The sequence below is a fragment of the Achromobacter sp. Root83 genome, assembly GCF_001428845.1.
GTDB lineage: Bacteria > Pseudomonadota > Gammaproteobacteria > Burkholderiales > Burkholderiaceae_B > Achromobacter.
Genome location: NZ_LMIU01000005.1, coordinates 37447 through 59293, shown reverse-complemented (window position 1 = coordinate 59293; position 21847 = coordinate 37447). Strand labels below are relative to the sequence as shown.

At 62.8% G+C, this 21847-nt stretch carries 19 protein-coding genes and 1 tRNA gene; 19 read left to right on the top strand and 1 reads right to left on the bottom strand.

Translation table 11 applies throughout. The annotated features are described in order from the left end of the window. The first annotated feature begins 23 nt into the window (after positions 1-23). The 19 genes from rlmN to ASE30_RS07835 all read left to right on the top strand — a co-directional run bounded on the left by rlmN (position 24) and on the right by ASE30_RS07835 (position 21475). A complete protein-coding gene (gene rlmN / locus ASE30_RS07925; RefSeq protein ID WP_057283757.1) occupies positions 24-1178 on the top strand; it encodes a 23S rRNA (adenine(2503)-C(2))-methyltransferase RlmN in 1155 nt (384 codons plus the stop codon). Continuing rightward, entirely contained in the window at positions 1175-1669 is a 495-nt protein-coding gene (locus tag ASE30_RS07920; RefSeq protein WP_057283756.1) for a RodZ family helix-turn-helix domain-containing protein, read from the top strand. Before rlmN ends, ASE30_RS07920 begins: the two co-directional genes overlap by 4 nt. Positions 1670-1683: 14 nt before the next feature. Then, complete coding sequence (gene ispG / locus ASE30_RS07915) at positions 1684-2970, top strand: flavodoxin-dependent (E)-4-hydroxy-3-methylbut-2-enyl-diphosphate synthase (RefSeq protein WP_057283755.1); 1287 nt, start codon at positions 1684-1686, stop codon at positions 2968-2970. Positions 2971-3020: 50 nt separating this feature from the next. Beyond that, positions 3021-4307, top strand: coding sequence for a histidine--tRNA ligase (gene hisS / locus ASE30_RS07910; RefSeq protein WP_156407580.1), 1287 nt, complete (start codon positions 3021-3023; stop codon positions 4305-4307). Between the two features lie 3 nt (positions 4308-4310). Further along, the gene (locus ASE30_RS07905; RefSeq protein ID WP_057283753.1) at positions 4311-4949 is read left to right on the top strand and encodes a tetratricopeptide repeat protein; all 639 of its coding nucleotides are present in this window, start codon (positions 4311-4313) and stop codon (positions 4947-4949) included. A gap of 5 nt (positions 4950-4954) precedes the next feature. Then, complete coding sequence (gene bamB / locus ASE30_RS07900) at positions 4955-6112, top strand: outer membrane protein assembly factor BamB (protein ID WP_057283752.1); 1158 nt, start codon at positions 4955-4957, stop codon at positions 6110-6112. Positions 6113-6137: 25 nt separating this feature from the next. Further along, the gene (der, locus tag ASE30_RS07895; protein ID WP_057283751.1) at positions 6138-7490 is read left to right on the top strand and encodes a ribosome biogenesis GTPase Der; all 1353 of its coding nucleotides are present in this window, start codon (positions 6138-6140) and stop codon (positions 7488-7490) included. Between the two features lie 3 nt (positions 7491-7493). After that, the gene (gene hisC, locus ASE30_RS07890) at positions 7494-8567 is read left to right on the top strand and encodes a histidinol-phosphate transaminase (RefSeq protein WP_057283750.1); all 1074 of its coding nucleotides are present in this window, start codon (positions 7494-7496) and stop codon (positions 8565-8567) included. A gap of 156 nt (positions 8568-8723) precedes the next feature. After that, complete coding sequence (hfq, locus tag ASE30_RS07885) at positions 8724-8960, top strand: RNA chaperone Hfq (protein ID WP_006218585.1); 237 nt, start codon at positions 8724-8726, stop codon at positions 8958-8960. Between the two features lie 84 nt (positions 8961-9044). Next, positions 9045-10151 (top strand): GTPase HflX, encoded by a 1107-nt coding sequence (gene hflX, locus ASE30_RS07880; protein ID WP_057283749.1) that lies wholly within the window; start codon positions 9045-9047, stop codon positions 10149-10151. After that, positions 10117-11418 carry an FtsH protease activity modulator HflK gene (hflK, locus tag ASE30_RS07875; RefSeq protein WP_057283748.1) on the top strand — a complete coding sequence of 434 codons (1302 nt, stop codon included), beginning with the start codon at positions 10117-10119 and terminating at the stop codon, positions 11416-11418. Before hflX ends, hflK begins: the two co-directional genes overlap by 35 nt. Positions 11419-11436: 18 nt before the next feature. Next, entirely contained in the window at positions 11437-12339 is a 903-nt protein-coding gene (gene hflC, locus ASE30_RS07870) for a protease modulator HflC (RefSeq protein WP_057283747.1), read from the top strand. Positions 12340-12600: 261 nt separating this feature from the next. Beyond that, positions 12601-13758 carry an ATP phosphoribosyltransferase regulatory subunit gene (locus tag ASE30_RS07865; protein ID WP_057283746.1) on the top strand — a complete coding sequence of 386 codons (1158 nt, stop codon included), beginning with the start codon at positions 12601-12603 and terminating at the stop codon, positions 13756-13758. Positions 13759-13834: 76 nt separating this feature from the next. Then, positions 13835-15130, top strand: coding sequence for an adenylosuccinate synthase (locus ASE30_RS07860; protein WP_057283745.1), 1296 nt, complete (start codon positions 13835-13837; stop codon positions 15128-15130). A gap of 83 nt (positions 15131-15213) precedes the next feature. After that, on the top strand, positions 15214-15756 hold the full coding sequence (locus ASE30_RS07855) for a phosphoribosyltransferase (RefSeq protein WP_057283744.1): 543 nt from the start codon (positions 15214-15216) through the stop codon (positions 15754-15756). A 355-nt stretch (positions 15757-16111) separates the two neighbouring features. After that, the gene (gene rpsU / locus ASE30_RS07850) at positions 16112-16324 is read left to right on the top strand and encodes a 30S ribosomal protein S21 (protein WP_006218592.1); all 213 of its coding nucleotides are present in this window, start codon (positions 16112-16114) and stop codon (positions 16322-16324) included. Positions 16325-16343: 19 nt separating this feature from the next. Beyond that, positions 16344-18410 (top strand): DNA primase, encoded by a 2067-nt coding sequence (gene dnaG / locus ASE30_RS07845; RefSeq protein ID WP_057283743.1) that lies wholly within the window; start codon positions 16344-16346, stop codon positions 18408-18410. A 710-nt stretch (positions 18411-19120) separates the two neighbouring features. After that, on the top strand, positions 19121-21388 hold the full coding sequence (gene rpoD, locus ASE30_RS07840) for an RNA polymerase sigma factor RpoD (protein WP_057283742.1): 2268 nt from the start codon (positions 19121-19123) through the stop codon (positions 21386-21388). Between the two features lie 8 nt (positions 21389-21396). Beyond that, positions 21397-21475, top strand: a tRNA-Ile gene (locus ASE30_RS07835). Between the two features lie 16 nt (positions 21476-21491). Here ASE30_RS07835 and ASE30_RS28900 read toward each other — a convergent pair. Beyond that, complete coding sequence (locus ASE30_RS28900; RefSeq protein ID WP_235515213.1) at positions 21492-21797, bottom strand: tyrosine-type recombinase/integrase; 306 nt, start codon at positions 21795-21797, stop codon at positions 21492-21494. Positions 21798-21847 lie beyond the last annotated feature (50 nt).

The following is a 21847-nucleotide window of genomic DNA, read 5'->3' as shown; positions in this document are numbered from 1 at the left end:
AGCTTTTTAGTTTTACCCAGGTCATGGAATCCGTCGAACGAATCAATCTGCTGGGGCTGGACGGCTCCGCCCTGTCCGAACTTGTCGGGCAGTGGGGCGGCAAGCCGTTTCGCGCTCGTCAGTTGCAGCGCTGGATGCACCAGCGCGGCGCCGATTCGTTCGACGCCATGACCGACCTGGCCCGCGAATTCCGCGGCCAGCTCGCGACGCACTGCCGCATCGAGGCTTTGCCCGTCAATATCGAGCAGCGCTCGACCGACGGCACCCGCAAGTGGCTGTTCGACGTGGGGCAGGGCAATGCCATCGAGACCGTCTTCATCCCCGAAGACGACCGCGGCACGCTGTGCATTTCCAGCCAGGCCGGATGCGTGGTGAACTGCCGCTTCTGCTCGACCGGGCACCAGGGCTTCAACCGCAATCTGAAGACCAGCGAGATCATCGGCCAGCTATGGTGGGCCAAGCGCGTGCTGGAGGCCGATATCGGCACCGCCCGCCTGGCAAGCGCCCGCGCCACCGAAGATACGCGCGTCATCAGCAACGTCGTCATGATGGGCATGGGCGAACCCCTGCTCAACTACGACCAGGTCCTGCCGGCCTTGCGCCTGATGCTGGACGACAATGCCTACGGCTTGTCGCGCCGCCGCGTGACGGTGTCAACGTCTGGGGTGGTGCCCATGATGGACCGCCTGTCGCAAGACTGTCCCGTGGCGCTAGCCGTATCGCTGCACGCGCCGAACGACGCGCTGCGCGACGATCTGGTGCCGCTGAACAAGAAATACCCGCTGAAGGAGTTGCTGGCCGCTTGCGAACGCTATCTGGCGTTCGCGCCTCGCGACTTCATCACATTTGAATACTGCATGCTGGACGGCATCAACGATACCGACCAGCACGCCAAGGAACTGATCCAAATTGCACGCCAGCTACGCTGCAAGCTCAATCTGATCCCGTTCAATCCCTTCCCCGAGTCCGGCCTGAAGCGCTCGAACTCGGCGCGCGTGAAAGTGTTTGCCCAGCGTCTGATGGACGCCGGCATCATCACGACCGTCCGCAAGACCCGGGGTGACGATATCGATGCGGCTTGTGGCCAACTGGCCGGAGAGGTGCGGGATCGTACTCGGATCACCGAGCGCAATGCCGCACAGCGCCAGACCATACCAATTAAACAGGTGCATGCATGACGCAGGATTTCGCTTCTGCAGTTTCCGACACGTCCGCAGGCGCTGCGGGCAGCGTGGGCTCGGCATTGCGCGCGTTGCGCCAGTCCAAGGGCTGGTCGCTCGACGAAGTGTCCAGCCGCATCAAGTTTTCCACGAAGCAGATCGAAGCCCTTGAAAACGAACAGTGGGCGGACCTGCCCACCGGCGTTTCGCTGCGCGGCCTGGTCCGCAACTACGCGCGGCTGCTGGGCGCGGATTCGCAGGCCATCGTCGATTCGCTGGATCCCAAGGCTCGCGTCACCGGCCCGGTCAAGCTCAGTCCGGGCGCGCTGCATTCGGCGCATTCCATCCCGCAATCCAGCGCGGACGACGAGCGTTCGTCTTCCACGTCCTGGGGCTGGCTCATCGCCATCGTGCTGGTGCTGGCCGCCGGCGTGGCGTATGCCTTCTGGCAAGGCTGGTTGCCGCAACAATGGCTGCCGTCCGACTGGCTGCCGAAGCCGACCAAGTAACCCGGTTCCACCCGATGGAAGATTCTTCTCTGCCTTGCCAGGATGCGCCGCCTCCCTCCGTGGGAGCTGCGGCCCGCCGCGCTACGCGTTCGGTTGCGGTGAAGTGGGGCGATCGCGTCGTGACGGTGGGCGGAGATGCGCCGGTCGTGGTCCAGTCCATGACCAACACCGACACCGCGGACGCCATCGCCACCGCGATCCAGGTCAAGGAGCTGGCGCAGGCCGGCTCCGAACTCGTGCGGATCACGGTGAACACGCCCGAGGCGGCTCGCGAAGTTGTCGCCATCCGCGAACAGCTCGACCGCATGGGCGTCAACGTGCCGCTGGTGGGAGACTTCCACTACAACGGCCACAAGCTCCTGACGCAGTTTCCCGAGTGCGCGCAGGCCCTGTCCAAGTACCGGATCAATCCGGGCAACATGGGCGGCGGCAAGCGGCGCGACGACAATTTCGCGCAGATGATCGACGTGGCTTGCCGCTACGACAAGCCGGTGCGCATCGGCGTGAACTGGGGCAGCCTGGATCACGAACTGATGGCGCGCAAGATGGACGAAAACAGCCGCCGCGCCGACCCCTGGGAGGCCCAGGCCGTCATGCGCGACGCGCTGGTGGTGTCTGCCATCACGAACGCCCAGCGCGCCGAGGAACTCGGCCTGCGGCGCGACGCCATCATCCTGTCGTGCAAGGTCAGTCACGTGCAGGACTTGATCGCCGTCTACCAGGATCTGTCCGCCCGTTGCGACTATCCCCTGCACCTCGGGCTCACCGAAGCCGGCATGGGCAGCAAGGGCATCGTGGCGTCCACCGCCGCGCTGGCCGTGCTGCTGCAGAAGGGTATCGGCGACACCATCCGTATTTCGCTCACCCCGGAACCGGGCGGCGACCGCAGCCGCGAAGCGATCGTCGCGCAGGAAATCCTGCAGACGATGGGCCTGCGCGCATTCACGCCCATGGTCGTGGCCTGCCCTGGCTGCGGACGCACCAGCAGCACGTTCTTCCAGGAACTGGCCGATAGCATCCAGTCCTATCTGCGCCGGCAGATGCCCGTCTGGCGGGCGCAGTATCCCGGCGTGGAAAGCATGAACGTCGCCGTCATGGGCTGTGTGGTCAATGGGCCGGGCGAAAGCCGTCATGCCGACATCGGCATCAGCCTGCCGGGCACCGGCGAAGTGCCGGCCGCTCCGGTGTTCGTCGACGGCGAACGCACGGTGACGCTCAAGGGCGATCACATCGCCGAAGAGTTCCAGGCCATCGTTGAAGATTACGTTGCGCGCCGTTATGGCGCGTCGGCCTCTCATTAAAGTAAGGGTGTAGCCGCTCGCGCGCCGGCGTGCGACGCGGCATGATCAACATGACTCAAGCTTTCCAGAAAGTCGCCGCGATACGCGGCATGAATGATCTGTTGCCGGGGGCGAGCGCCCGCTGGGAGCAATTCGAGGAAATCGTGCGTGGCTGGCTGCGCGGGTACGGCTACCGCAACGTGCGTACGCCGGTGCTTGAGCATACGCGCCTGTTCGCGCGCGGCATCGGCGAAGTGACCGACATCGTCGAGAAAGAGATGTACACCTTCACCGACGCGCTCAACGGCGAATCGCTGACGATGCGGCCCGAAATGACCGCCGGCATCGTGCGCGCCTCCATCGAGCACAACCTGCTCTATGACCGCCCGCAACGCGTCTACTCGATCGGTCCGGTGTTCCGCCACGAACGTCCGCAACGCGGCCGCTACCGCCAGTTCCATCAGATCGACGTCGAAGCCCTGGGCTTTGCCGGGCCCGACGTGGATGCCGAGCTGATCGTCATGCTGGCCCGCCTCTGGAAGCTGCTGGGCCTGAAGGACGTGCGCCTGGAGTTGAACTCGCTGGGCCAGCCCGCCGAGCGCGCCGCGCACCGTGCCGCCCTGATCGAACACCTGGAAAAGCACCGCGATATCCTGGATGAAGACGGCCAGCGCCGCATGTACTCCAACCCCTTGCGCGTGTTGGACACCAAGAATCCAGCCATGCAGGAAATGGCCGACAGCGCCCCGCGTCTGTTCGACTTCCTGGGCGATGAGTCTCGCGCGCACTTTGACGGCGTCTGCCAGCGCCTTGCCGATGCTGGGATCGAATACCGCTTGAACCCGCGCCTGGTCCGCGGGCTGGACTACTACAACCTGACCGTGTTCGAGTGGGTCACGGACCGCCTGGGTTCCCAGGGCACCGTTTGCGGCGGCGGCCGCTACGACGGGCTGGTCGAACTGCTGGGCGGCAAGCATGCGCCCGCGGTGGGCTTTGCCATCGGCATGGAGCGCCTGCTGGACCTGTGGGAGCAAAGCGTCGAAGTCGATGCTCCGGCGGAATGCGACGTCTATGTCGTGCACCAGGGCGAAGACGCGCAGCGCCTGGCCGCCCGGGTGGGCGAAGACCTGCGCGACGCAGGCCTGTCTGTCATCGTGCATGCGGGTTCGGCGGGTTTCAAATCCCAATTCAAGCGCGCGGATGCCAGCGGCGCTCGCGTTGCGGTTATTCTTGGCGCCGATGAAGTGGCCTCGCAGAGCGCCAGCGTCAAATTCCTGCGCGCCGGCGAGCAGGGCGAAGCCGCGCAGCAGCAGGTTCCATTGGCTCAACTGGCCGACGCATTGAATAACAAGGGTTAAGGCATGGCATACGATCTGGAAGAACAGGAAAAACTCGACGCGATCAAGGCGTGGTGGGCTCGTTACGGCACCCTGGTGTTCACGCTGGTGGCGGTCGTGGCCCTGGCTTGGGGCGGCTGGTGGGGCTGGAAGGCGTATGAATCGCATCGCGCCAATCAGGCAATGGGTTATTTCGAAGCGCTGGAAGATGCGGCGCGCCTCGGCGGCGCCGATTCATCGGTGCGCATCAAGACCGCCGCCGCGACCCTGCGCGAGAAGTATCCGGCCACGGGCTACGCCACGCGCGGCGCGCTGGTGGCCGCCCAGGCGCTGCAAGCCCAGAAGGATGAGGCCGGCGCCCGCGAACAGCTCGAATGGCTGGCCGCGCAGGGCAAGAACCCCTCGATGCAGGCCGTGGCGCGGCTGCGCCTGGCGGGCATGCTGCTGGATCAAAAGCAATACGATGCCGCGCTGGCGCAATTGAACAACCCGCCGGCCGCCTTCGCCGCCTTGTTTGCCGACCGCCGTGGCGATGTCCTCGCCTCGCAGGGCAAGCGCGAGGAAGCGCGTGCGGCATGGCAAAGCGCCATTGATGGCCTGGGTACGGCAAATCCGTTGACCCAGGTTGTGCAACTGAAATTGGATGCCTTGAGCGGAGCGTGACTGTAATGCGTAAATTTGCACCTGGCCGTACGTGGCGCGGCGCCGTTTGCCTGGCAAGCCTGCTTGCACTGGGCGGATGCGGCATGTTCTCCCATGACGACGGCCGCTACGACCCCGCGCCCCTGACCGAATACAAGGCTGGCATGTCGGTGCGCCAGGTCTGGTCCACGTCGATCGGCAGCGGTTCCGGCCTGGGCTTCGCGCCCACGGTGCTGGGCGATGCGATCTACGCGGCCACGCCCGACGGTTCGGTGGGCAAGTTCGACCTGCAAAGCGGCCGCGCCATCTGGAAGGCCGACACCGACGGCAAGCTGTCCGCCGGCGCTGGTAGCGATGGCACCACCACCGCCGTTGCTTCGCCCGACGGCGAAGTGATCGCCTTCGACGACACCGGCAAGGTGAAGTGGAAGGTTCGCGCCACCAGCGACGTCAACGTTCCGCCCGTCGTGGGCTACGGCATTGTCGTGGTCCGCAGCGGCGACTACCGGATCCAGGCATTTGACGCCAACAACGGCGAACGGGTCTGGAACGTGCAGCGTCCCGGCCCGTCGCTGGCGCTACGCAGCGTGTCGCAGATGGTCCTGGCTGAAGGCCTGGTCATTTCCGGCCTGCCCGGCGGCAAGCTTTTGGCCATTGCTTCCAACAGTGGTAATGTCCAGTGGGAAGGCACCGTGGCCACGCCGCGAGGCGCCAGCGACCTTGAACGCCTGACCGATGTGGTCGGTGCGCCCCGCATCGCGGGCAACCTGCTCTGCGCGGTGGCCTATCAAGGACGTATTGTCTGCTTCGATGTCACCGCTGGTGGCCGTCCGATCTGGACCAAGGATTTTTCGAGCGTCAGCGGCATGACCCTGGGCGACCGTTTTGCCTATTCCGCGGACCAGAACAGCGTCGTGAACGCGTTTGCGCTTGATAATGGCGGCAATGTCTGGAAGCAGGCGGCACTGAAGAACCGTCAGCTCACCGCTCCGGCTATGCTGGGGGGCGCGCTGGCCGTGGGCGACCTTGACGGTTACGTGCACTTCCTTTCGCGCAGTGACGGCAGCCTGATGGCGCGGCTGTCCGTGGGCGGAGGAGCAGTCGTCTCGCCGCCGCAAACGACTCCCCAAGGAGTGCTGGTCCAGACGGGCAATGGCAATCTCGTCATGATCGGCACCAACTAAAACCTATAGAACAAAGCCTTACACCGTGTCTTTCAAGCCTGTCGTTGCCCTGGTCGGTCGCCCCAATGTGGGGAAGTCGACCCTTTTCAATCGCCTGACGCGATCGCGCGCCGCGCTGGTGGCCGATTATTCCGGCCTGACCCGCGATCGCCATTACGGCGAGGGCAGGGTAGGCGAGATCCCCTTCATCGCTATCGATACCGGCGGTTTCGAGCCCGTTGCCAAGGACGGCATCCTGCTTGAGATGGCGCGCCAGACGCGGCAGGCCATCGCCGAAGCCGACGTCGTGGTGTTCCTGGTGGATGCCCGCGCGGGGATCAACGCGCACGATCACGAGATCGCCCAGCTCCTGCGCAAGTCGGGCCAGCAGCGCGTACTGCTGGCCGTGAACAAGGCGGAAGGCATGGGCCTGGGGCCCGCCATCTCCGAATTCCACGAACTGGGTCTGGGTCAGCCGTATCCGATTTCGGCGGCGCACGGCGACGGCATCGTCGACCTGATCGAGCTTGCGCTCAAGGATCTGGCCGAACCGCCTGCCGAGGAAGACGCCGCCGAAGAGGGCGACCACGATCACCGCATCAAACTGGCGATCGTGGGCCGTCCCAACGTGGGCAAGTCCACGCTGATCAATACCTTCATGGGTGAAGAACGCGTGATCGCGTTCGACATGCCTGGCACGACCCGCGACGCCATCGAGATCGATTTCGAGCGCGACGGCCGGCGCTACACCCTGATCGACACGGCCGGCCTGCGCAAGCGCGGCAAGGTGTTCGAGGCCGTCGAGAAGTTTTCCGTCATCAAGACGCTGCAGGCCATCGAGGCCAGCAATGTCGTGCTGCTGATGCTGGACGCCCAGACCGAGATCTCCGAACAGGACGCCCACATCGCTGGCTTCGTTCTGGAAACGGGCCGCGCGGTGGTGGTCGCCATCAACAAATGGGATGGCCTGGACGGCGAGGAAAAAGAGCGCATCGAGCGCGAATTCCAGCGCAAGCTGCGCTTCCTGTCGTTCGCGCGCATGCACACGATTTCCGCGTTGCGCGCGCAGGGTATCAAGCCTTTGCTCAAGTCCATCAATGCCGCGCATGCCGCCGCGTTTGCCAAGCTGTCCACGCCCAAGCTGACGCGCGAACTGCAAGCCGCCGTCGAGCAGCAGCCGCCTCCGCGCAAGGGTATTTTCCGTCCCAAGATGCGCTACGCGCACCAAGGCGGACAGAACCCGCCGCTGGTCGTCATCCACGGCAACGCGCTCGACGCCATCCCCGATTCGTATCGCCGTTACCTGGAAACGCGTTTCCGCAATGCGTTCGATCTGGCCGGCACGCCGTTGCGCATCGAATTCAAGTCCTCGCACAACCCCTACGCGCAGGAAAGCTGATCCATGAGCCGTTTCTGGAGTCCCGTGGTCGGGACGCTCCATCCGTATGTTCCGGGCGAGCAGCCCAAGCTTCAGAATCTGGTCAAACTGAATACCAACGAGCATCCATACGGGCCATCGCCCAAGGTGCTCGATGCGATCCGCGCGGCCTGCGACGATTCGCTCAAGCTCTATCCCGACCCTTCGTCCGACCGTCTGCGCCAGGCTATCGCCTCGGCGGCAGGCGTGCAGCCGGGCCAGGTGTTCGTGGGTAATGGTTCGGATGAAGTGCTTGCGCACGCGTTTCTGGCGCTGCTCAAGCATGACCGGCCCCTGCATTTTCCGGACATCACCTACAGCTTCTATCCGGTCTATTGCGGCCTGTATGGCATCAGCTACAAGACCATCCCGCTCACGGCCGATTTCCGCATTGACGCAGAGGACTACCTGCCCGAGCGCAATGGCCAGGCTGGCGCCATCATCTTCCCGAATCCCAATGCTCCCACCGGATGTGCGCTCAGCGCCGCCGAAGTCGAACGCATCGTGGCCGGAAATCCCGACACGGTCGTCGTGGTGGATGAGGCCTATGTGGATTTTGGCGGAGAATCGGTCATTCCGCTGGTCGCCCGTTACGACAACCTGCTCGTGGTGCAGACCCTCTCGAAATCCCGTTCGCTGGCGGGCCTGCGCGTCGGCTTCGCCGTGGGCAGCGCCGCGCTCATCGATGGGCTCGAGCGCGTAAAGAACAGTTTCAACTCCTACCCCATCGATCGTCTGGCATCCGCCGGCGCAGTGGCGGCATTGGAAGATACAGAGTACTTTGAGAAGACTCGCCAAGCCGTGATCGAAACCCGGTCGCGAATGACGGCGGGGCTGGAGTCCTTGGGTTTCGAGGTCCTGCCTTCGAGCGCGAATTTCGTGTTCGCCCGGCACCCCTCGCAAGATGCCTCTGGCCTGGCCGCGGCCTTGCGCGAGCGCAGCATCATCGTGCGCCATTTCCGCAATGAACGCATCGATCAGTTCTTACGCATTACCGTGGGTACCGAAGCGCAGTGCGAACTGCTTCTGAAGGCGCTTGCGGAGGTTCTGTCAGGGTGACTTTCAGACGTATTTAAGCTGGAAAACTCTGGTCTCATTTTTGCTTCCCGGTCAAGTAGCACGGGCCGGGAAAACCCTGTAGAGTACGTGTTTCGGCGTACACCACCAGTACAAAAAGTACGCCACCACTCAATAACAAACAATGGAGCCTGGCCAATGAGCAATAAAGGGCAAACTCTGCAAGATCCGTTCCTGAACACGCTGCGCAAGGATCATGTGCCCGTGTCGATTTACTTGGTGAACGGTATCAAGCTTCAAGGGCAAATCGAATCCTTCGACCAATACGTGGTACTGCTGCGCAATACGGTCACCCAAATGGTCTACAAGCACGCCATTTCCACCGTAGTTCCCGCGCGCGCCGTGAATTTTCAGGTGGAAGTCCCTGCTGAGTAATCTCGCTCCAGCTTTACCTTTTATTGCCCGCCAGACGGTACACGTCGGCGGGCATTTTCGCTTTGGCTCGACTATGGTGCATGTATGCGCGCTCTGATTATCAGCGTGGATCTGGGTGATCCGGACTTTGCCGCCCACGCCGAGGAATTCGCCATGCTGGCGAAGGGCGCGGGCGCGGATATCGTGGGTACCTTGACGGCGCGGCGCGACCGCCCCGACGCTAAATTCTTCATTGGTTCGGGCAAGGCCGACGAGGGCGTGGCCATGGCAGAAGCGTTGCTGGCCGATATCGTCCTGTTCGATCAGCCTCTGTCCCCCGCCCAGCAACGCAATCTGGAACGCGCGTTCAATTTACGCGTGGTGGACCGGGTCGCGCTCATCCTGGATATTTTTGCGCTGCGCGCAAAAAGCCACGAGGGCAAGCTGCAGGTCGAACTGGCCCAGTTGCAGCATCTGGCCACGCGCCTGACGCGCATGTGGAGTCACTTGGAACGTCAGCGCGGCGGCATCGGGATGCGCGGCCCCGGCGAATCCCAGCTTGAAATGGACCGCCGCATGATCGGCGCCAAGGTCAAGACTTTGCGTGAGCGGCTGGACCGGGTGGAGCGCCAGCGCGTGACTCAGCGTCGCGCCCGCGCCCGCGGGGGCGCGTTATCGGTGTCGCTGGTGGGTTACACCAACGCCGGCAAGTCCACCCTGTTCAACGCCTTGACCCGGGCCGACGCCTACGCCGCCGATCAACTGTTCGCGACGCTGGATACGACCACCCGCCGCATCTGGATCGAAGGGGCGGGGGCGGTGGTGGTGTCCGATACGGTCGGCTTCATCCGCGACCTGCCTCATGGCCTGATCGCGGCATTCCGGGCCACCCTGGAAGAAACGGTGCACGCGGACTTGCTGCTGCACGTCGTGGACGCCGCAAGCCCGCAACGGGATGAACAGATTTTTGAGGTCAACAAGGTTCTCGCTGAAATAGGCGCTGCCGCGATTCCAACCATTCTGGTATACAACAAGATAGACCGGGCTGGATTGGAACCCCGGGTGGAGCGCGATGCACATGGTACGATTGCGCGAGTATTTGTAAGCGCCACCGAGCGCGCCGGTCTGGATGCGTTGCGCGGGGCAATTGCGGAGACCGGACAGATTGTGGGAAACAATGCCGCGAATTATCAAACTCTTCAATCTGAATGATCCCGGTTGGGGTCGTGGGAACAACAATGGCTCCGAGCCGCCGCCCAAGCGGCCTCAAGGCAGTGGAGACGGCCCTCCCGATCTGGACGAGGTCTGGCGCGATTTCAATAATCGCATCGGATCGCTGTTCGGACGCAAGGGCGGGGGCGGCAACAACCGCCCTGGCAACCGCGGCGGCATGACGCCGCCATCGCCGCGTGGCGCGCGCATCGGACTGGGCGTCATCGCCCTGGTTGCCGCGGGCATCTGGCTGGCAAGCGGCTTCTACATCGTGCAAGAAGGCCAGGTCGCGGTCGTGACCCAGTTCGGCAAGTACAAGAGCACGTCGCAGGCTGGTTTCCAGTGGCGTATGCCTTATCCCATTCAAAGCCACGAAATCGTCAACGTGTCGCAGTTGCGTACGTTCGAAGTCGGTTTCCGTGGCGGTTCGCGCAACAAGGTGCTGCCGGAAGCGCTGATGCTCACGACGGACGAGAACATCGTCGATATGCAGTTCGTCGTCCAGTATCGCCTGCGCGCCGATGGCGCGCCGGACTACCTCTTCATGACGCGCGATCCGGACGAATCCGTCCGTCAGGCCTCTGAAACCGCCATGCGCGAAGTCGTGGGCAAGCAGTCCATGGATTTCGTGCTCTACGAAGGGCGCACCACGGTCGCCTCCCAGGTTCAGGCCCTGATGCAGCAGATTCTGGACCGCTACCAGACTGGTGTGCAGGTCAGCACCGTCGCCATCCAGAACGTGCAGCCGCCCGAGCAGGTGCAGGCTGCGTTCGACGACGCCGTCAAGGCGGGTCAGGACCGCGAGCGCCAGATCAACGAAGGCCAGGCATATGCCAACCAGGTCGTGCCGCTGGCCAGTGGCCAGGCGTCGCGCATGACGGAGCAGGCCGAAGGCTACAAGGCCAAGGTCGTGGGTGATGCCCAGGGTAATACCTCGCGCTTCACCAGCATTCTCGGCGAGTACGAGAAATCGCCTTTGGTCATGCGCCAGCGCATGTACCTGGAAAGCATGCAGGACATCTTCACACGCGCAAGCAAGGTCATGGTCGACACCAAGAGCAATAACAACATGTTGTACCTGCCCTTGGACAAGATCATGCATCTGGCCGCGCAAGATGGAGGCAAGTCCAGTGTCGGCAACCCTGGTTCACCCGCTCTGATCAGCCCGCCCGTCCAGCCGCCGTTGCGTGGCAACGCCGCGCCGGCGCCTCAGCCTTCCGGCAGCAGCAATAGCAACACGCTGCCCCGCGACCGTACGTCGCGCTAACCCGGAGGAGTCCTGATCATGAACCGTCTTATGCCTATCCTGGTCGGCCTGCTCATTGTGCTTGCCGTCCTTTCCTCCAGCGTCTTCGTCGTCCGAGAGCGCGATTACGCCCTGGTGTTCTCGCTCGGTGAAGTACGCAAGGTCATCAGCGAACCGGGCCTGTATTTCAAGGCCCCGCCGCCGTTCCAGAATGTCGTGACGCTCGACAAGCGCATTCTGACCATCGAAACCAACGAAGCCGAACGCATCCAGACTTCCGAAAAGAAGAACCTGCTGATCGACTCCTACGTCAAGTGGCGCATCGCGGACCCGCGCTTGTTCTACGTGACGTTCGGCGGCAATGAGCGCGCGGCGCAAGAACGGCTGCAAGCCCAGATCCGCGACGCGCTGAACGCCTCGGTCAACGTGCGCACGGTGCGCGACGTGGTATCGACCGAACGCGACAAGATCATGGCCGAGATCCTGACCAACGTCGCCAAGCGTGCCGAGCCCCTGGGTGTGCAGATCGTCGACGTCCGTCTGCGCCGGATCGAGTTCGCGCCGGAAATTTCGGAATCGGTGTACCGCCGCATGGAAGCGGAGCGTACGCGCGTCGCCAACGAGCTGCGTTCCATCGGCGCCGCCGAAGGCGAAAAGATCCGCGCCGAAGCCGATCGCCAACGTGAAGTCATTGTGGCCCAGGCTTACGCCAAGGCCCAGGGCATCATGGGTGAAGGCGATGCCGCCGCGGCGGCTATCTATGCCCAGGCCTACGGCAAGAACCCGGATTTCTACACGTACTACAAGAGCCTGGAAGCCTATCGCGCTTCGTTCTCGAAGCCGGGCGACGTGCTGGTGGTCGACCCCAGCTCCAGCTTCTTCCAGTTCATGAAGGATCCGGCCGGCGCCGCCTTGGCTCCGGTCACCGTGCCGGCCAAGTGATGCGGCTGCGGTAAGCAGGCAAGACAAGCCCCTTGGTCGCCCAAGGGGCTTTGTCTTATGGTGCGTCCGGATTGCCCTGGGATCGTATTGGGGACGGGTTCGCTTGGCGGGAGCGCGGGGTGGCGCTGGCCGCTGAACCATGTACAATACCCCGTAAGCTAGAAAACATTCCGCAGCGGCTGAGCGGGCTTACGCCCCCTCAGCCGCTTTTTCGTTTGGGCGACGCCCACGCATCACTTGGCGTTATTCAGGTAAACATTCATGGGTAACTGGTTGCTGCCCGAGAGCCTTGCCGACGTACTTCCGGCAGAGGCCCGGCGCATCGAGGAATTGCGCCGCGAACTTCTCGATTTGTACCGTACTTACGGCTTCGAGCTGGTCGCGCCGCCCCTGGTCGAGTACATCGATTCATTGCTGTCCGGTACCGGTAGCGATCTGGATCTGCGCACTTGCAAGCTGATCGACCAGCTTTCGGGCCGCACGCTGGGCGTGCGCGCGGACATGACGCCGCAGGTCACGCGTATCGATGCGCACTTGTTGAATCGCGCTGGCGTTACTCGCCTGTGCTACTGCGGCAATGTGCTGCACGCCCGCCCGGCGGACTTGCTGTCCAGCCGCGAGCTGTTGCAGATCGGCGCCGAGATTTACGGTCATGCCGGTTTCGAAGCCGATCTGGAAATTATCCAGCTCGTGCTGGAAACCGTCGCGATCGCCGGCGTGCGCAATCCCCGGCTGGACTTATGCCACCCGGGCGTGCTGCGCGCCATCCTGGAATCGGATCCGGCGGCCGCGGTGCTGTCGCAGGATGTCATCCGCCTGATGCGCGACAAGGACGTGCCCGGGTTGGGCGAGCTGGCTGCGCGGGCGCCCGGCATGCGTCAAGAAACGCTGAAGGCGCTGCAGTTGCTGCCTAATCTGTACGGCGGCCAGGAAGTGCTGGAAGAGGCGCGGCGGGATCTGCCTTCGTTGCCGGGTGTCGTCGCTGCGCTGGATGCGCTGCAGGTCGTGGTGGATGCGATGCCGAATGTGTCGTTCAGCGTCGATCTGGCCGATGTGGCCGGCTATGGGTACCATTCCGGCGTGAAGTTCGCGCTGTATGCGGAAGGCTGGCGCGATGCGCTGGTCAGCGGCGGCCGCTATGACGATGTCAGCCGTGCCTTTGGCCGGGCGCGTCCGGCCACTGGCTTCAGTCTTGATTTACGCAAACTGGCGGCGGGTTTGCCGCCAGCGGAAAGGGCGCGAGCGGTTCGCGCGCCCTGGGGGCAGGCCCCCGCTTTGACCGAGGCGGTTCGCCGCCTTCGCCGGTCAGGGGAAATTGTCGTTCAGGTATTGCCCGGTCACGAGCAGGATCAGGACGAATTCGTTTGCGATCGCGAGCTGGCGCTGCAGGATGGCGCCTGGACGGTCAGAACGCTGTGACTAACTCCCTCTCGGAAACGAGAGGGCCGCGGGGAGATTTCCGGATTTCCCGAGAAACTCGATATTGATTCGTAACATGAGCAAGAACGTAGTCGTAATCGGCACCCAGTGGGGTGACGAGGGCAAGGGCAAGATCGTCGACTGGCTGGCGGAATCCGTCCAGGGCGTGGTCCGCTTCCAAGGCGGTCACAATGCCGGCCATACGCTGTGGATCAACGGCAAGAAGACGATTCTTCGCCTGATCCCGTCGGGCATCATGCATCCCGGTGTCACCTGCTTCATCGGCAATGGCGTCGTGCTGTCCCCGGAAGCCCTGCTCAAGGAAATCGAAGAGCTTGAGGCCGCCGGCCTGGACGTGCGTTCGCGTCTGCAGATTTCCGAAATCTGCCCGCTGATCCTTCCGTACCACGTCGCCATCGACAAGGCGCGCGAAGCGCGCAAGGGCGAGGGCAAGATCGGCACGACCGGTCGCGGCATCGGCCCGGCGTACGAAGACAAGGTGGCTCGCCGCGCGCTGCGCGTGCAGGACCTGTTCAATCCCGCGCTGTTCGACGAAAAGCTCGCCGAAGTGCTGGATTATCACAACTTCGTGCTGACCAAGTACCTGGGCGCCGAAGCGGTCTCCGCCAATGAAGTGCGCGATCAGGCCATGGCTTTGGCTCCCGCCATCGCCCCGATGGTCAAGGATGTATCCAGCAACCTGTACGCCATGCAACAGGAAGGCAAACGCCTGCTGTTCGAAGGCGCGCAAGGCGCATTGCTGGATGTCGATCACGGCACGTACCCCTTCGTGACCAGCAGCAATTGCGTTGCTGGCGCGGCGTCGGCGGGCGCTGGCGTGGGTCCGCAGCAGCTTGATTACGTCCTGGGCATCACCAAGGCCTACACCACCCGCGTCGGTTCCGGCCCGTTCCCCACCGAATTGGTCGACGAGATCGGCACGCGCCTGGCCACGATCGGCAAGGAGTTTGGTTCGGTCACCGGCCGTCCGCGCCGCTGCGGCTGGTTCGATGGCGCCGCGCTGAAGCGTTCGGTCCGCCTGAACGGCATTTCCGGCCTGTGCATCACCAAGCTGGACGTGCTCGACGGTCTGGAAACCATCCAGCTTGGCGTCGGCTACCGTGTGAACGGCGAATTCCGCGACGTGCTGCCCTATGGCGCGCACGCCGTGGCCCAGGCGCAGCCGGTGCTGGAAGAGCTGCCGGGCTGGTCGGAATCGACCGTCGGCATCACCGAGTACGACAAGCTGCCCCAGGCCGCCCGCCGTTACCTGGAACGTGTCGCCGAGGTTTGCGGCGTGCCGGTGGACCTCGTGTCGACCGGTCCGGACCGCAACGAAACCATTGTCCTGCGTCATCCCCTGAAAGGCTGACATCGGGTTATCATTCCAAAGGCCGCCGCCGGTCTCATACCGGCGGCGGCCTTTTCGTATCTTTAAGCAGGAGATGCTTGCCTATGAGCACGCCGACCAATGATGACAGCCATCTGTGGGTGACGTGGGACGATTACAACCGCTTGATCGAACGCCTTACCTTGCAGGTGCATCAATCGGGGTGGAAGTTCGACAAGATTCTGTGCCTTGCGCGTGGCGGTATGCGCGTCGGCGACGTGATGTCCCGTATTTTCGACGTGCCGCTGGGAATTCTGGCCACGAGCAGCTATCGCGAGGCGGCCGGCACGAAGCAGGGTGATATGGATATCGCCCAGTTCATCACCATCACGCGTGGCACGCTGTCGGGCCGGGTGTTGCTGGTGGACGACATGGTCGATACCGGCAAGACCTTCAACAAGGTCTACGATCACCTGAAGCGGCAGTTTGCCGATATTACGGAACTGCGTAGCGCCGTGCTGTGGTGGAAGGGGCATTCCCAGGCAACCCCCGACTACTATGTCGACAAACTGCCCACGAATCCCTGGATTCACCAGCCGTTCGAAGACTACGACAGCCTGCGCCCGCATCAACTTGAAGCTTGGATCCGCAAGGGTTCCCAAAGCTGAGCGCACGCGCCGCGAGGGAAGGGCCATCTGTCACCGGGTTGCCCTTCCAGTAGTCAAAATGGCTGCGGCCATGCTAGAATCGCTGGTTATCGCTAAACCGAACTTGGCTTGTTACTCTTTGGGTAGTCTTTGGGTAACGGAAACAGCCAGCTCAAGCCTGAGAGCACCTACGCTCGGGTTGCGCTTTCAAGGTTCCTAGTTCGCGGTACTTGCCTCTGATTGGTATGTGCGCCGTAGTATGGGTGTCGTGCCGCCGAGGGTCGTCTTCGCGTACCTGGATCCGCGCAGCGTTGCTGGTAAAGCAAGCCAGGTTTGTCATCAACTTTTGTTACCCTACAAGCAGGCCAATCACTTTATGCCTATCGTTCGACTGAAGGAAAACGAACCGTTTGAAGCCGCTCTGCGCCGCTTCAAGCGCACCATCGAAAAGACCGGTTTGCTCACCGAGCTGCGTTCGCGCGAGTTCTATGAGAAGCCCACGGCCGAGCGCAAGCGCAAGCATGCTGCCGCCGTGAAGCGTCACTACAAGCGCATCCGTAGCCAACAACTGCCCCCGCGCCTGTATTGATTTTTGATTCCCGAATCTATTGATTCCAGAATCATTCATCCAGGATCTACTCGCCCGAGTCGACGTCGTCGATATAGTCGGGCGATATGTGCAGTTGCGAAAGGGTGGGGCCAACTTGCTTGGCCTGTGCCCCTTTCATAACGAAAAAAGTCCGTCGTTCACTGTCAGTCCCACCAAGCAGTTCTATCACTGCTTCGGCTGCGGAGCACATGGCAGCGCCATCACATTTCTGATGGAACACACGGGTACCAGTTTCCCCGAAGCCGTGCGCACGCTCGCGGCTTCGGCGGGAATGACGGTTCCCGAAGAAAACCGCAGTCCACGCCAACAGCAGGAATCCGCGCGCCGCAAAGCCGAGGAATCCCGCCACACGCAGGTGCTGGATGCCGCCCAGGCGCATTACCTGAAGCAACTGCGCGCATCGCCCGCGGCGGTTCGCTATTTGAAGCAGCGCGGCCTGACCGGCGAAATCGCGGCGCATTTTGGCTTGGGCTGGTCGGGCACCGACCGCCACGGCCTGTCGCAAGTATTCCCCAATTACGAAGACCCCACGTTGGTCGAGTCCGGACTGGTCATCGAGTCCGAGGACGGGCGTCGCTACGACCGCTTTCGCGAGCGTGTCATGTTCCCCATCCGCAACGTTCGCGGCAGCCTGATCGGGTTTGGCGGGCGAATTATCGGCAAGGGCGAGCCCAAGTACCTGAATTCGCCCGAGACGCCCTTGTTCTCGAAGGGCCAGGAACTCTACGGCCTCTGGGAAGCGCGGCAGGCCATTCGTCAGGAAGGCCAAGTCATCGTGGTCGAAGGCTACATGGACGTGGTCGGGCTGGCGCAGCAAGGCATCGCCAATGCTGTCGCGACGCTCGGTACGGCCACCACGCCGGACCACGTGAAGAAGCTTTTGCGCACAAGCGACAAGGTGATCTTCAGCTTTGACGGAGACAAAGCCGGGCGGCGCGCCGCCTGGCGCGCGTTGCAGGCTTGCCTGCCGGTGCTCCGGGACGACATCGCGATTCGTTTCCTGTTCCTGCCGGCCGAGCACGATCCGGACTCCTATGTCCGCGAACTGGGGGCCGAGGCGTTCCGCACTTGCCTCGGCGACGCGGTCGCCTTGTCGCGATTCCTTCTCGATGAGCTGGGATCGCGGCACAACATGACCGAGGCGGAAGGCCGGGCCAGTTGTCTGCACGAAGCCAAGCCGCTGTTGGCGGCGATTCCCGAATGCGCGCTGCGCGTGCAAATCGAGCGGGAAATGGCCAAGCTGGTGCAGTTGACGCCAGAAGAAATGGCGCAAGTGCTGGCGCAGCAGCCCGCCAAGCCGTTCGCGCCCGCGCCCAAGTCCGCGCCGGCTGGCGGCGGCGAGACGGCGGCGGTTTCCGGGGCGCCGCAGGGCCATGACGGCGGGTATCCCGACGCGGGTTACGACTTCGCCGGGCACGATTTCCACGACATTCCCGCCGAAGAGGCCGATTTCACCGATTACGGCCATTTTCCATCGCAAGGCGGCGAACCGCCCGGCGCGGACGGCGGAAGGCAGTACGGCGGAAAGCAGGAATGGAAGGGCAAGAGCGACTGGAAAGGAAAGGGCGACTGGAAGGGCGGCAAGGGTAACTGGAAGGGGCGGCGCGACAACGACGTAGGCGGGTTCGAGGGGCGCCGCACCATGCCGTCCCTGGCGAAACGGCTGCTGGGATTGCTGCTGGCGCATCCCGAACTGGTGGACTCCATGGGGGACCAGCAGCTTGAAGTTATCGATCACGGCCCCCATCTAGGTCTGGTCAGGGATCTGATCATGCTGGCGCAGTCCAGCGGAGCACGCCATGTCGGCGCGTTGCTGGAGGCTGCCGAACCGGATTCGGACCTGGCGACCGTGCTGAAAGGCTTGCGGGCGGACATCCTGTCGCAAGAGGATCTGCCGGATCCGCAGACCGAATGGGACGATGCGCTGCGTCGCATCGAGTTCGATTCGGCGAAGGCAGAAATGGCCAAACTGGCGGCCACGGGTCTGGTGACTGACGATGCGCGCAAGCGCTACCTGGAGCTGTCCAGCCGCATGACCGTGCTGAAAGGTGCCGGCATACGCTAAATGCGCTAAAATCAAAGGTTGTCCGCTGGCAGAGCGTTCTTCCAGGTGGGCAGGCAGCGAGCCTTTAGAAAAATTGTAGTGCGGCAGGCGGAATCTATTCCGGCTGCCGGAATCTAACTGTTGTATGGGTTTGACGTGAGGGTTTGGCTGGGCGCCGGGAGGTTTGGCGCCAGAGGGCTAAACGACTAAATGGTCGGCAGAACGGTCGGCGAAACGGTCGGCAAAACGGTCGGCCAGGCGCAGTGGGGCGGCAACGCACCTGCCTGGCGCATTACCCGGGAAAGTACGTATTCCGGATAGCGGTCAGCCGCGTCAAGTTTGTTACATAGTTAATTAATATAGCTGAGCGGTGAATTATGCAGTTCGGCGGCGGTATTTCCGTGTGGCGTTAGTGGTTTGGGTGCTGTGTACTCATAGCTGCTTTGGGCAACGACCCGATAAGCAAGCAAAGCCTATTTATAGGCAGGCAGCCCCCCCGATGTCCGGAATCCGTCGAAGAATGAGGTCATGCACGCCAAGCGCCAGGACGGTATTGCACCGCGGCGGCGCCAAGCGGGCTCGCAAGAGCTGGCGCTGCGAACAACGCAGCCGCGTGACCTCCGCCGATTCACCAGTTTTACCCGTATGCTATGCCGCGTTGGACTTCCGTCCAAGGCGGTTTTATGCGGTGCAACATGCCCAAACGGGTTGCGACGACCACGGAAGCGACTATGACCAAATCCACCGGCAAATCCTCCTCTGCAATTGATGCGGCCGATACCAAGGCCCTGACGGCCAAGCGCGCCGTCAGCATGGCGGCGGAAAAAGCGCCCGCCAAGACGGCGGTGAAGGTCGCCAAGCCCGCAGCCAAGACGGCTGCCAAAAAGGCCGCGAAGCCGGCTGCCGCGGCTGACAAGCCTGAAAAGGTGACGAAGGCGCGCGCCAAGAAGGCCGAAGACAAGCTTGCCGACCTGGTCGGCAGCGCGCGTCCCGTGCCGAGCGGCCGCCGCCCGGGCCGCCCCGCCAAGAATGCCAACAACGATTCCGATGGTTTCGACGATACGATGGACGGTGAAGGCGAAGTCCTGCCCGATCTGAAGCCGCCCAAGCGCGGCGGCAAGCGCGGCAAGGCGGATCCCAAGGATCTGATTGCCCGCGGCCCCGTGACGCCCGAAGAATACGAAGCCCGTCGCAACCGCCTGAAGCAGCTGATCAAGCTGGGCAAGGACCGCGGCTACCTGACGTATGGCGAAATCAACGATCATCTGCCGGATGACCTGGTCGACGCCGAAGCCATCGATGGCATCATCAGCACCTTCAGCGACATGGGTATCGCGGTCTACGACCAGGCACCCGACGCCGAAACGCTGCTGATGAGCGAAAACGCCCCGGTTGCGTCCAACGACGACGACGTCGAGGATGAAGCCGAGGCCGCGCTGACCACCGTGGATTCCGACTTCGGCCGCACCACGGATCCCGTGCGCATGTACATGCGCGAAATGGGTTCCGTCGAGCTGCTGACGCGCGAAGGCGAAATCGAAATCGCCAAGCGCATCGAAGACGGCTTGAAGCACATGGTCATGGCCATCTCCGCCTGCCCGACCACGATCAACGAAATCCTGGCCCACATCCTGCGCGTGCGCGAAGGTCAGGCGCAGATCGACGAAGTCGTCGACGGCCTCGTTGATCCGGAAGACGGTGAAGAATACGCCGGCGCCGGCGTGACCGCCGACGAAGACGAAAGCGATGACGGCCCCGCCGGCGGCATGTCCAGCAAGCAGCTGGAAGACCTGCGCGTGAAGGCCCTGGCCAAGTTCGACGAGGTCGGCAAGCAGTTCGACAAGATGCGCCTGTCGTACGAGAAGGACGGCTACAAGTCGGACATCTACGTGCGCGCCCAGGAATCCATCCAGAACGAACTGATGGGCATCCGCTTCACCGCCAAGATGGTCGAGAAGCTGGCCGACACCCTGCGCAACCAGGTCGAGGAAGTGCGCCAGCTCGAGCGCGCCGTTCTGCACACGTGTGTGGACCGTGCCGGCATGCCGCGCCTGCACTTCATCAAGGTGTTCCCGGGCAACGAAACGAACCTGCAATGGGTTGTCGAGGAAGTCGCCGCCGGCCATCCGTACGCCGAAACGCTCGAGCGCCAGATCCCCGCCGTGCAGGAACTGCAGCAAAAGCTGATCGACCTGCAAACGCGCGTCGTTCTGCCGCTGAAGGACCTGAAAGACGTCAACAAGCGCATGGCCACTGGTGAAGCCAAGGCCCGCAAGGCCAAGCGCGAAATGACCGAGGCCAACCTGCGCCTGGTGATCTCGATCGCCAAGAAATACACGAACCGCGGCCTGCAGTTCCTGGATCTGATCCAGGAAGGCAACATCGGCCTGATGAAGGCCGTGGACAAGTTCGAATATCGTCGCGGCTACAAGTTCTCGACCTACGCCACCTGGTGGATCCGTCAGGCCATCACGCGTTCCATCGCCGACCAGGCGCGTACCATCCGTATTCCGGTTCACATGATCGAAACGATCAACAAGATGAACCGGATCAGCCGTCAGATCCTGCAGGAAACCGGCGCCGAGCCGGATCCCGCGACGCTGGCGCAGAAGATGGACATGCCCGAGGACAAGATCCGCAAGATCCTGAAGATCGCCAAGGAACCGATCTCCATGGAGACGCCGATCGGCGACGACGACGATTCCCACCTGGGCGACTTCATCGAGGATACCTCGACGCTGGCCCCTTCCGACGCGGCGCTGCATGGTTCCATGCGCGACGTGGTCAAGGAAGTGCTAGACTCTCTCACCCCGCGTGAAGCCAAGGTTCTGCGTATGCGTTTCGGTATCGAAATGAGCACCGACCAGACCCTGGAAGAAGTGGGCAAGCAATTCGACGTCACGCGTGAGCGCATCCGCCAAATAGAGGCTAAAGCGCTGCGCAAGCTGCGTCACCCGAGCCGGGCCGATAAGCTGAAGAGCTTCCTGGAAGGGCAGTAAGTTTTCCTGGGCCTCTAGCTCATGCCTGGTTAGAGCAGCGGACTCATAATCCGTTGGTGCCGAGTTCGACTCTCGGGGGGCCTACCAAAGAAATCCTGAGCAATCAGGTACCTACAGCCGCCAGCAATGGCGGCTGTTTCGTTTTCGGCGCGGACATTGACGTAATCTTGACGTTCTCGGCGTGGTAGGCGAGGTGGGTGGGAGCGAGGTGCGCGTACTTCTGCACCATCTCGATCCGTTCCCCCCCGCCCAATTCTTTCAAGACCATCAAGGGCGTCCCGGCCTGCACGTGCCACGAAGCCCAGGTGTGGCGAAAGTCGTGAAAGCGAAACCCGGTGATGCCCACCTGTTTGCCGGCGCTGGCCAGGATTGACGAGTCGATCTGGCTGATCTGGGCGCACTCGCACATCGGGCTCGACGAATTTGCGGAGCTTTGGCGCGCGGCTCAACCAACCCCAT

What these genes read in the sequence shown, in the direction of transcription:
- rlmN (WP_057283757.1), top strand. Translation starts at nt 24, where the DNA reads ATGGAATCCGTCGAACGAATCAATCTGCTGGGGCTGGACGGCTCCGCC.
- ASE30_RS07920 (WP_057283756.1), top strand. Translation starts at nt 1,175, where the DNA reads ATGACGCAGGATTTCGCTTCTGCAGTTTCCGACACGTCCGCAGGCGCT.
- ispG (WP_057283755.1), top strand. Translation starts at nt 1,684, where the DNA reads ATGGAAGATTCTTCTCTGCCTTGCCAGGATGCGCCGCCTCCCTCCGTG.
- hisS (WP_156407580.1), top strand. Translation starts at nt 3,021, where the DNA reads ATGACTCAAGCTTTCCAGAAAGTCGCCGCGATACGCGGCATGAATGAT.
- ASE30_RS07905 (WP_057283753.1), top strand. Translation starts at nt 4,311, where the DNA reads ATGGCATACGATCTGGAAGAACAGGAAAAACTCGACGCGATCAAGGCG.
- bamB (WP_057283752.1), top strand. Translation starts at nt 4,955, where the DNA reads ATGCGTAAATTTGCACCTGGCCGTACGTGGCGCGGCGCCGTTTGCCTG.
- hisC (WP_057283750.1), top strand. Translation starts at nt 7,494, where the DNA reads ATGAGCCGTTTCTGGAGTCCCGTGGTCGGGACGCTCCATCCGTATGTT.
- hfq (WP_006218585.1), top strand. Translation starts at nt 8,724, where the DNA reads ATGAGCAATAAAGGGCAAACTCTGCAAGATCCGTTCCTGAACACGCTG.
- hflX (WP_057283749.1), top strand. Translation starts at nt 9,045, where the DNA reads ATGCGCGCTCTGATTATCAGCGTGGATCTGGGTGATCCGGACTTTGCC.
- hflK (WP_057283748.1), top strand. Translation starts at nt 10,117, where the DNA reads ATGCCGCGAATTATCAAACTCTTCAATCTGAATGATCCCGGTTGGGGT.
- hflC (WP_057283747.1), top strand. Translation starts at nt 11,437, where the DNA reads ATGAACCGTCTTATGCCTATCCTGGTCGGCCTGCTCATTGTGCTTGCC.
- ASE30_RS07865 (WP_057283746.1), top strand. Translation starts at nt 12,601, where the DNA reads ATGGGTAACTGGTTGCTGCCCGAGAGCCTTGCCGACGTACTTCCGGCA.
- ASE30_RS07860 (WP_057283745.1), top strand. Translation starts at nt 13,835, where the DNA reads ATGAGCAAGAACGTAGTCGTAATCGGCACCCAGTGGGGTGACGAGGGC.
- ASE30_RS07855 (WP_057283744.1), top strand. Translation starts at nt 15,214, where the DNA reads ATGAGCACGCCGACCAATGATGACAGCCATCTGTGGGTGACGTGGGAC.
- rpsU (WP_006218592.1), top strand. Translation starts at nt 16,112, where the DNA reads ATGCCTATCGTTCGACTGAAGGAAAACGAACCGTTTGAAGCCGCTCTG.
- rpoD (WP_057283742.1), top strand. Translation starts at nt 19,121, where the DNA reads ATGACCAAATCCACCGGCAAATCCTCCTCTGCAATTGATGCGGCCGAT.
- ASE30_RS28900 (WP_235515213.1), bottom strand. Translation starts at nt 21,797, where the DNA reads ATGTGCGAGTGCGCCCAGATCAGCCAGATCGACTCGTCAATCCTGGCC.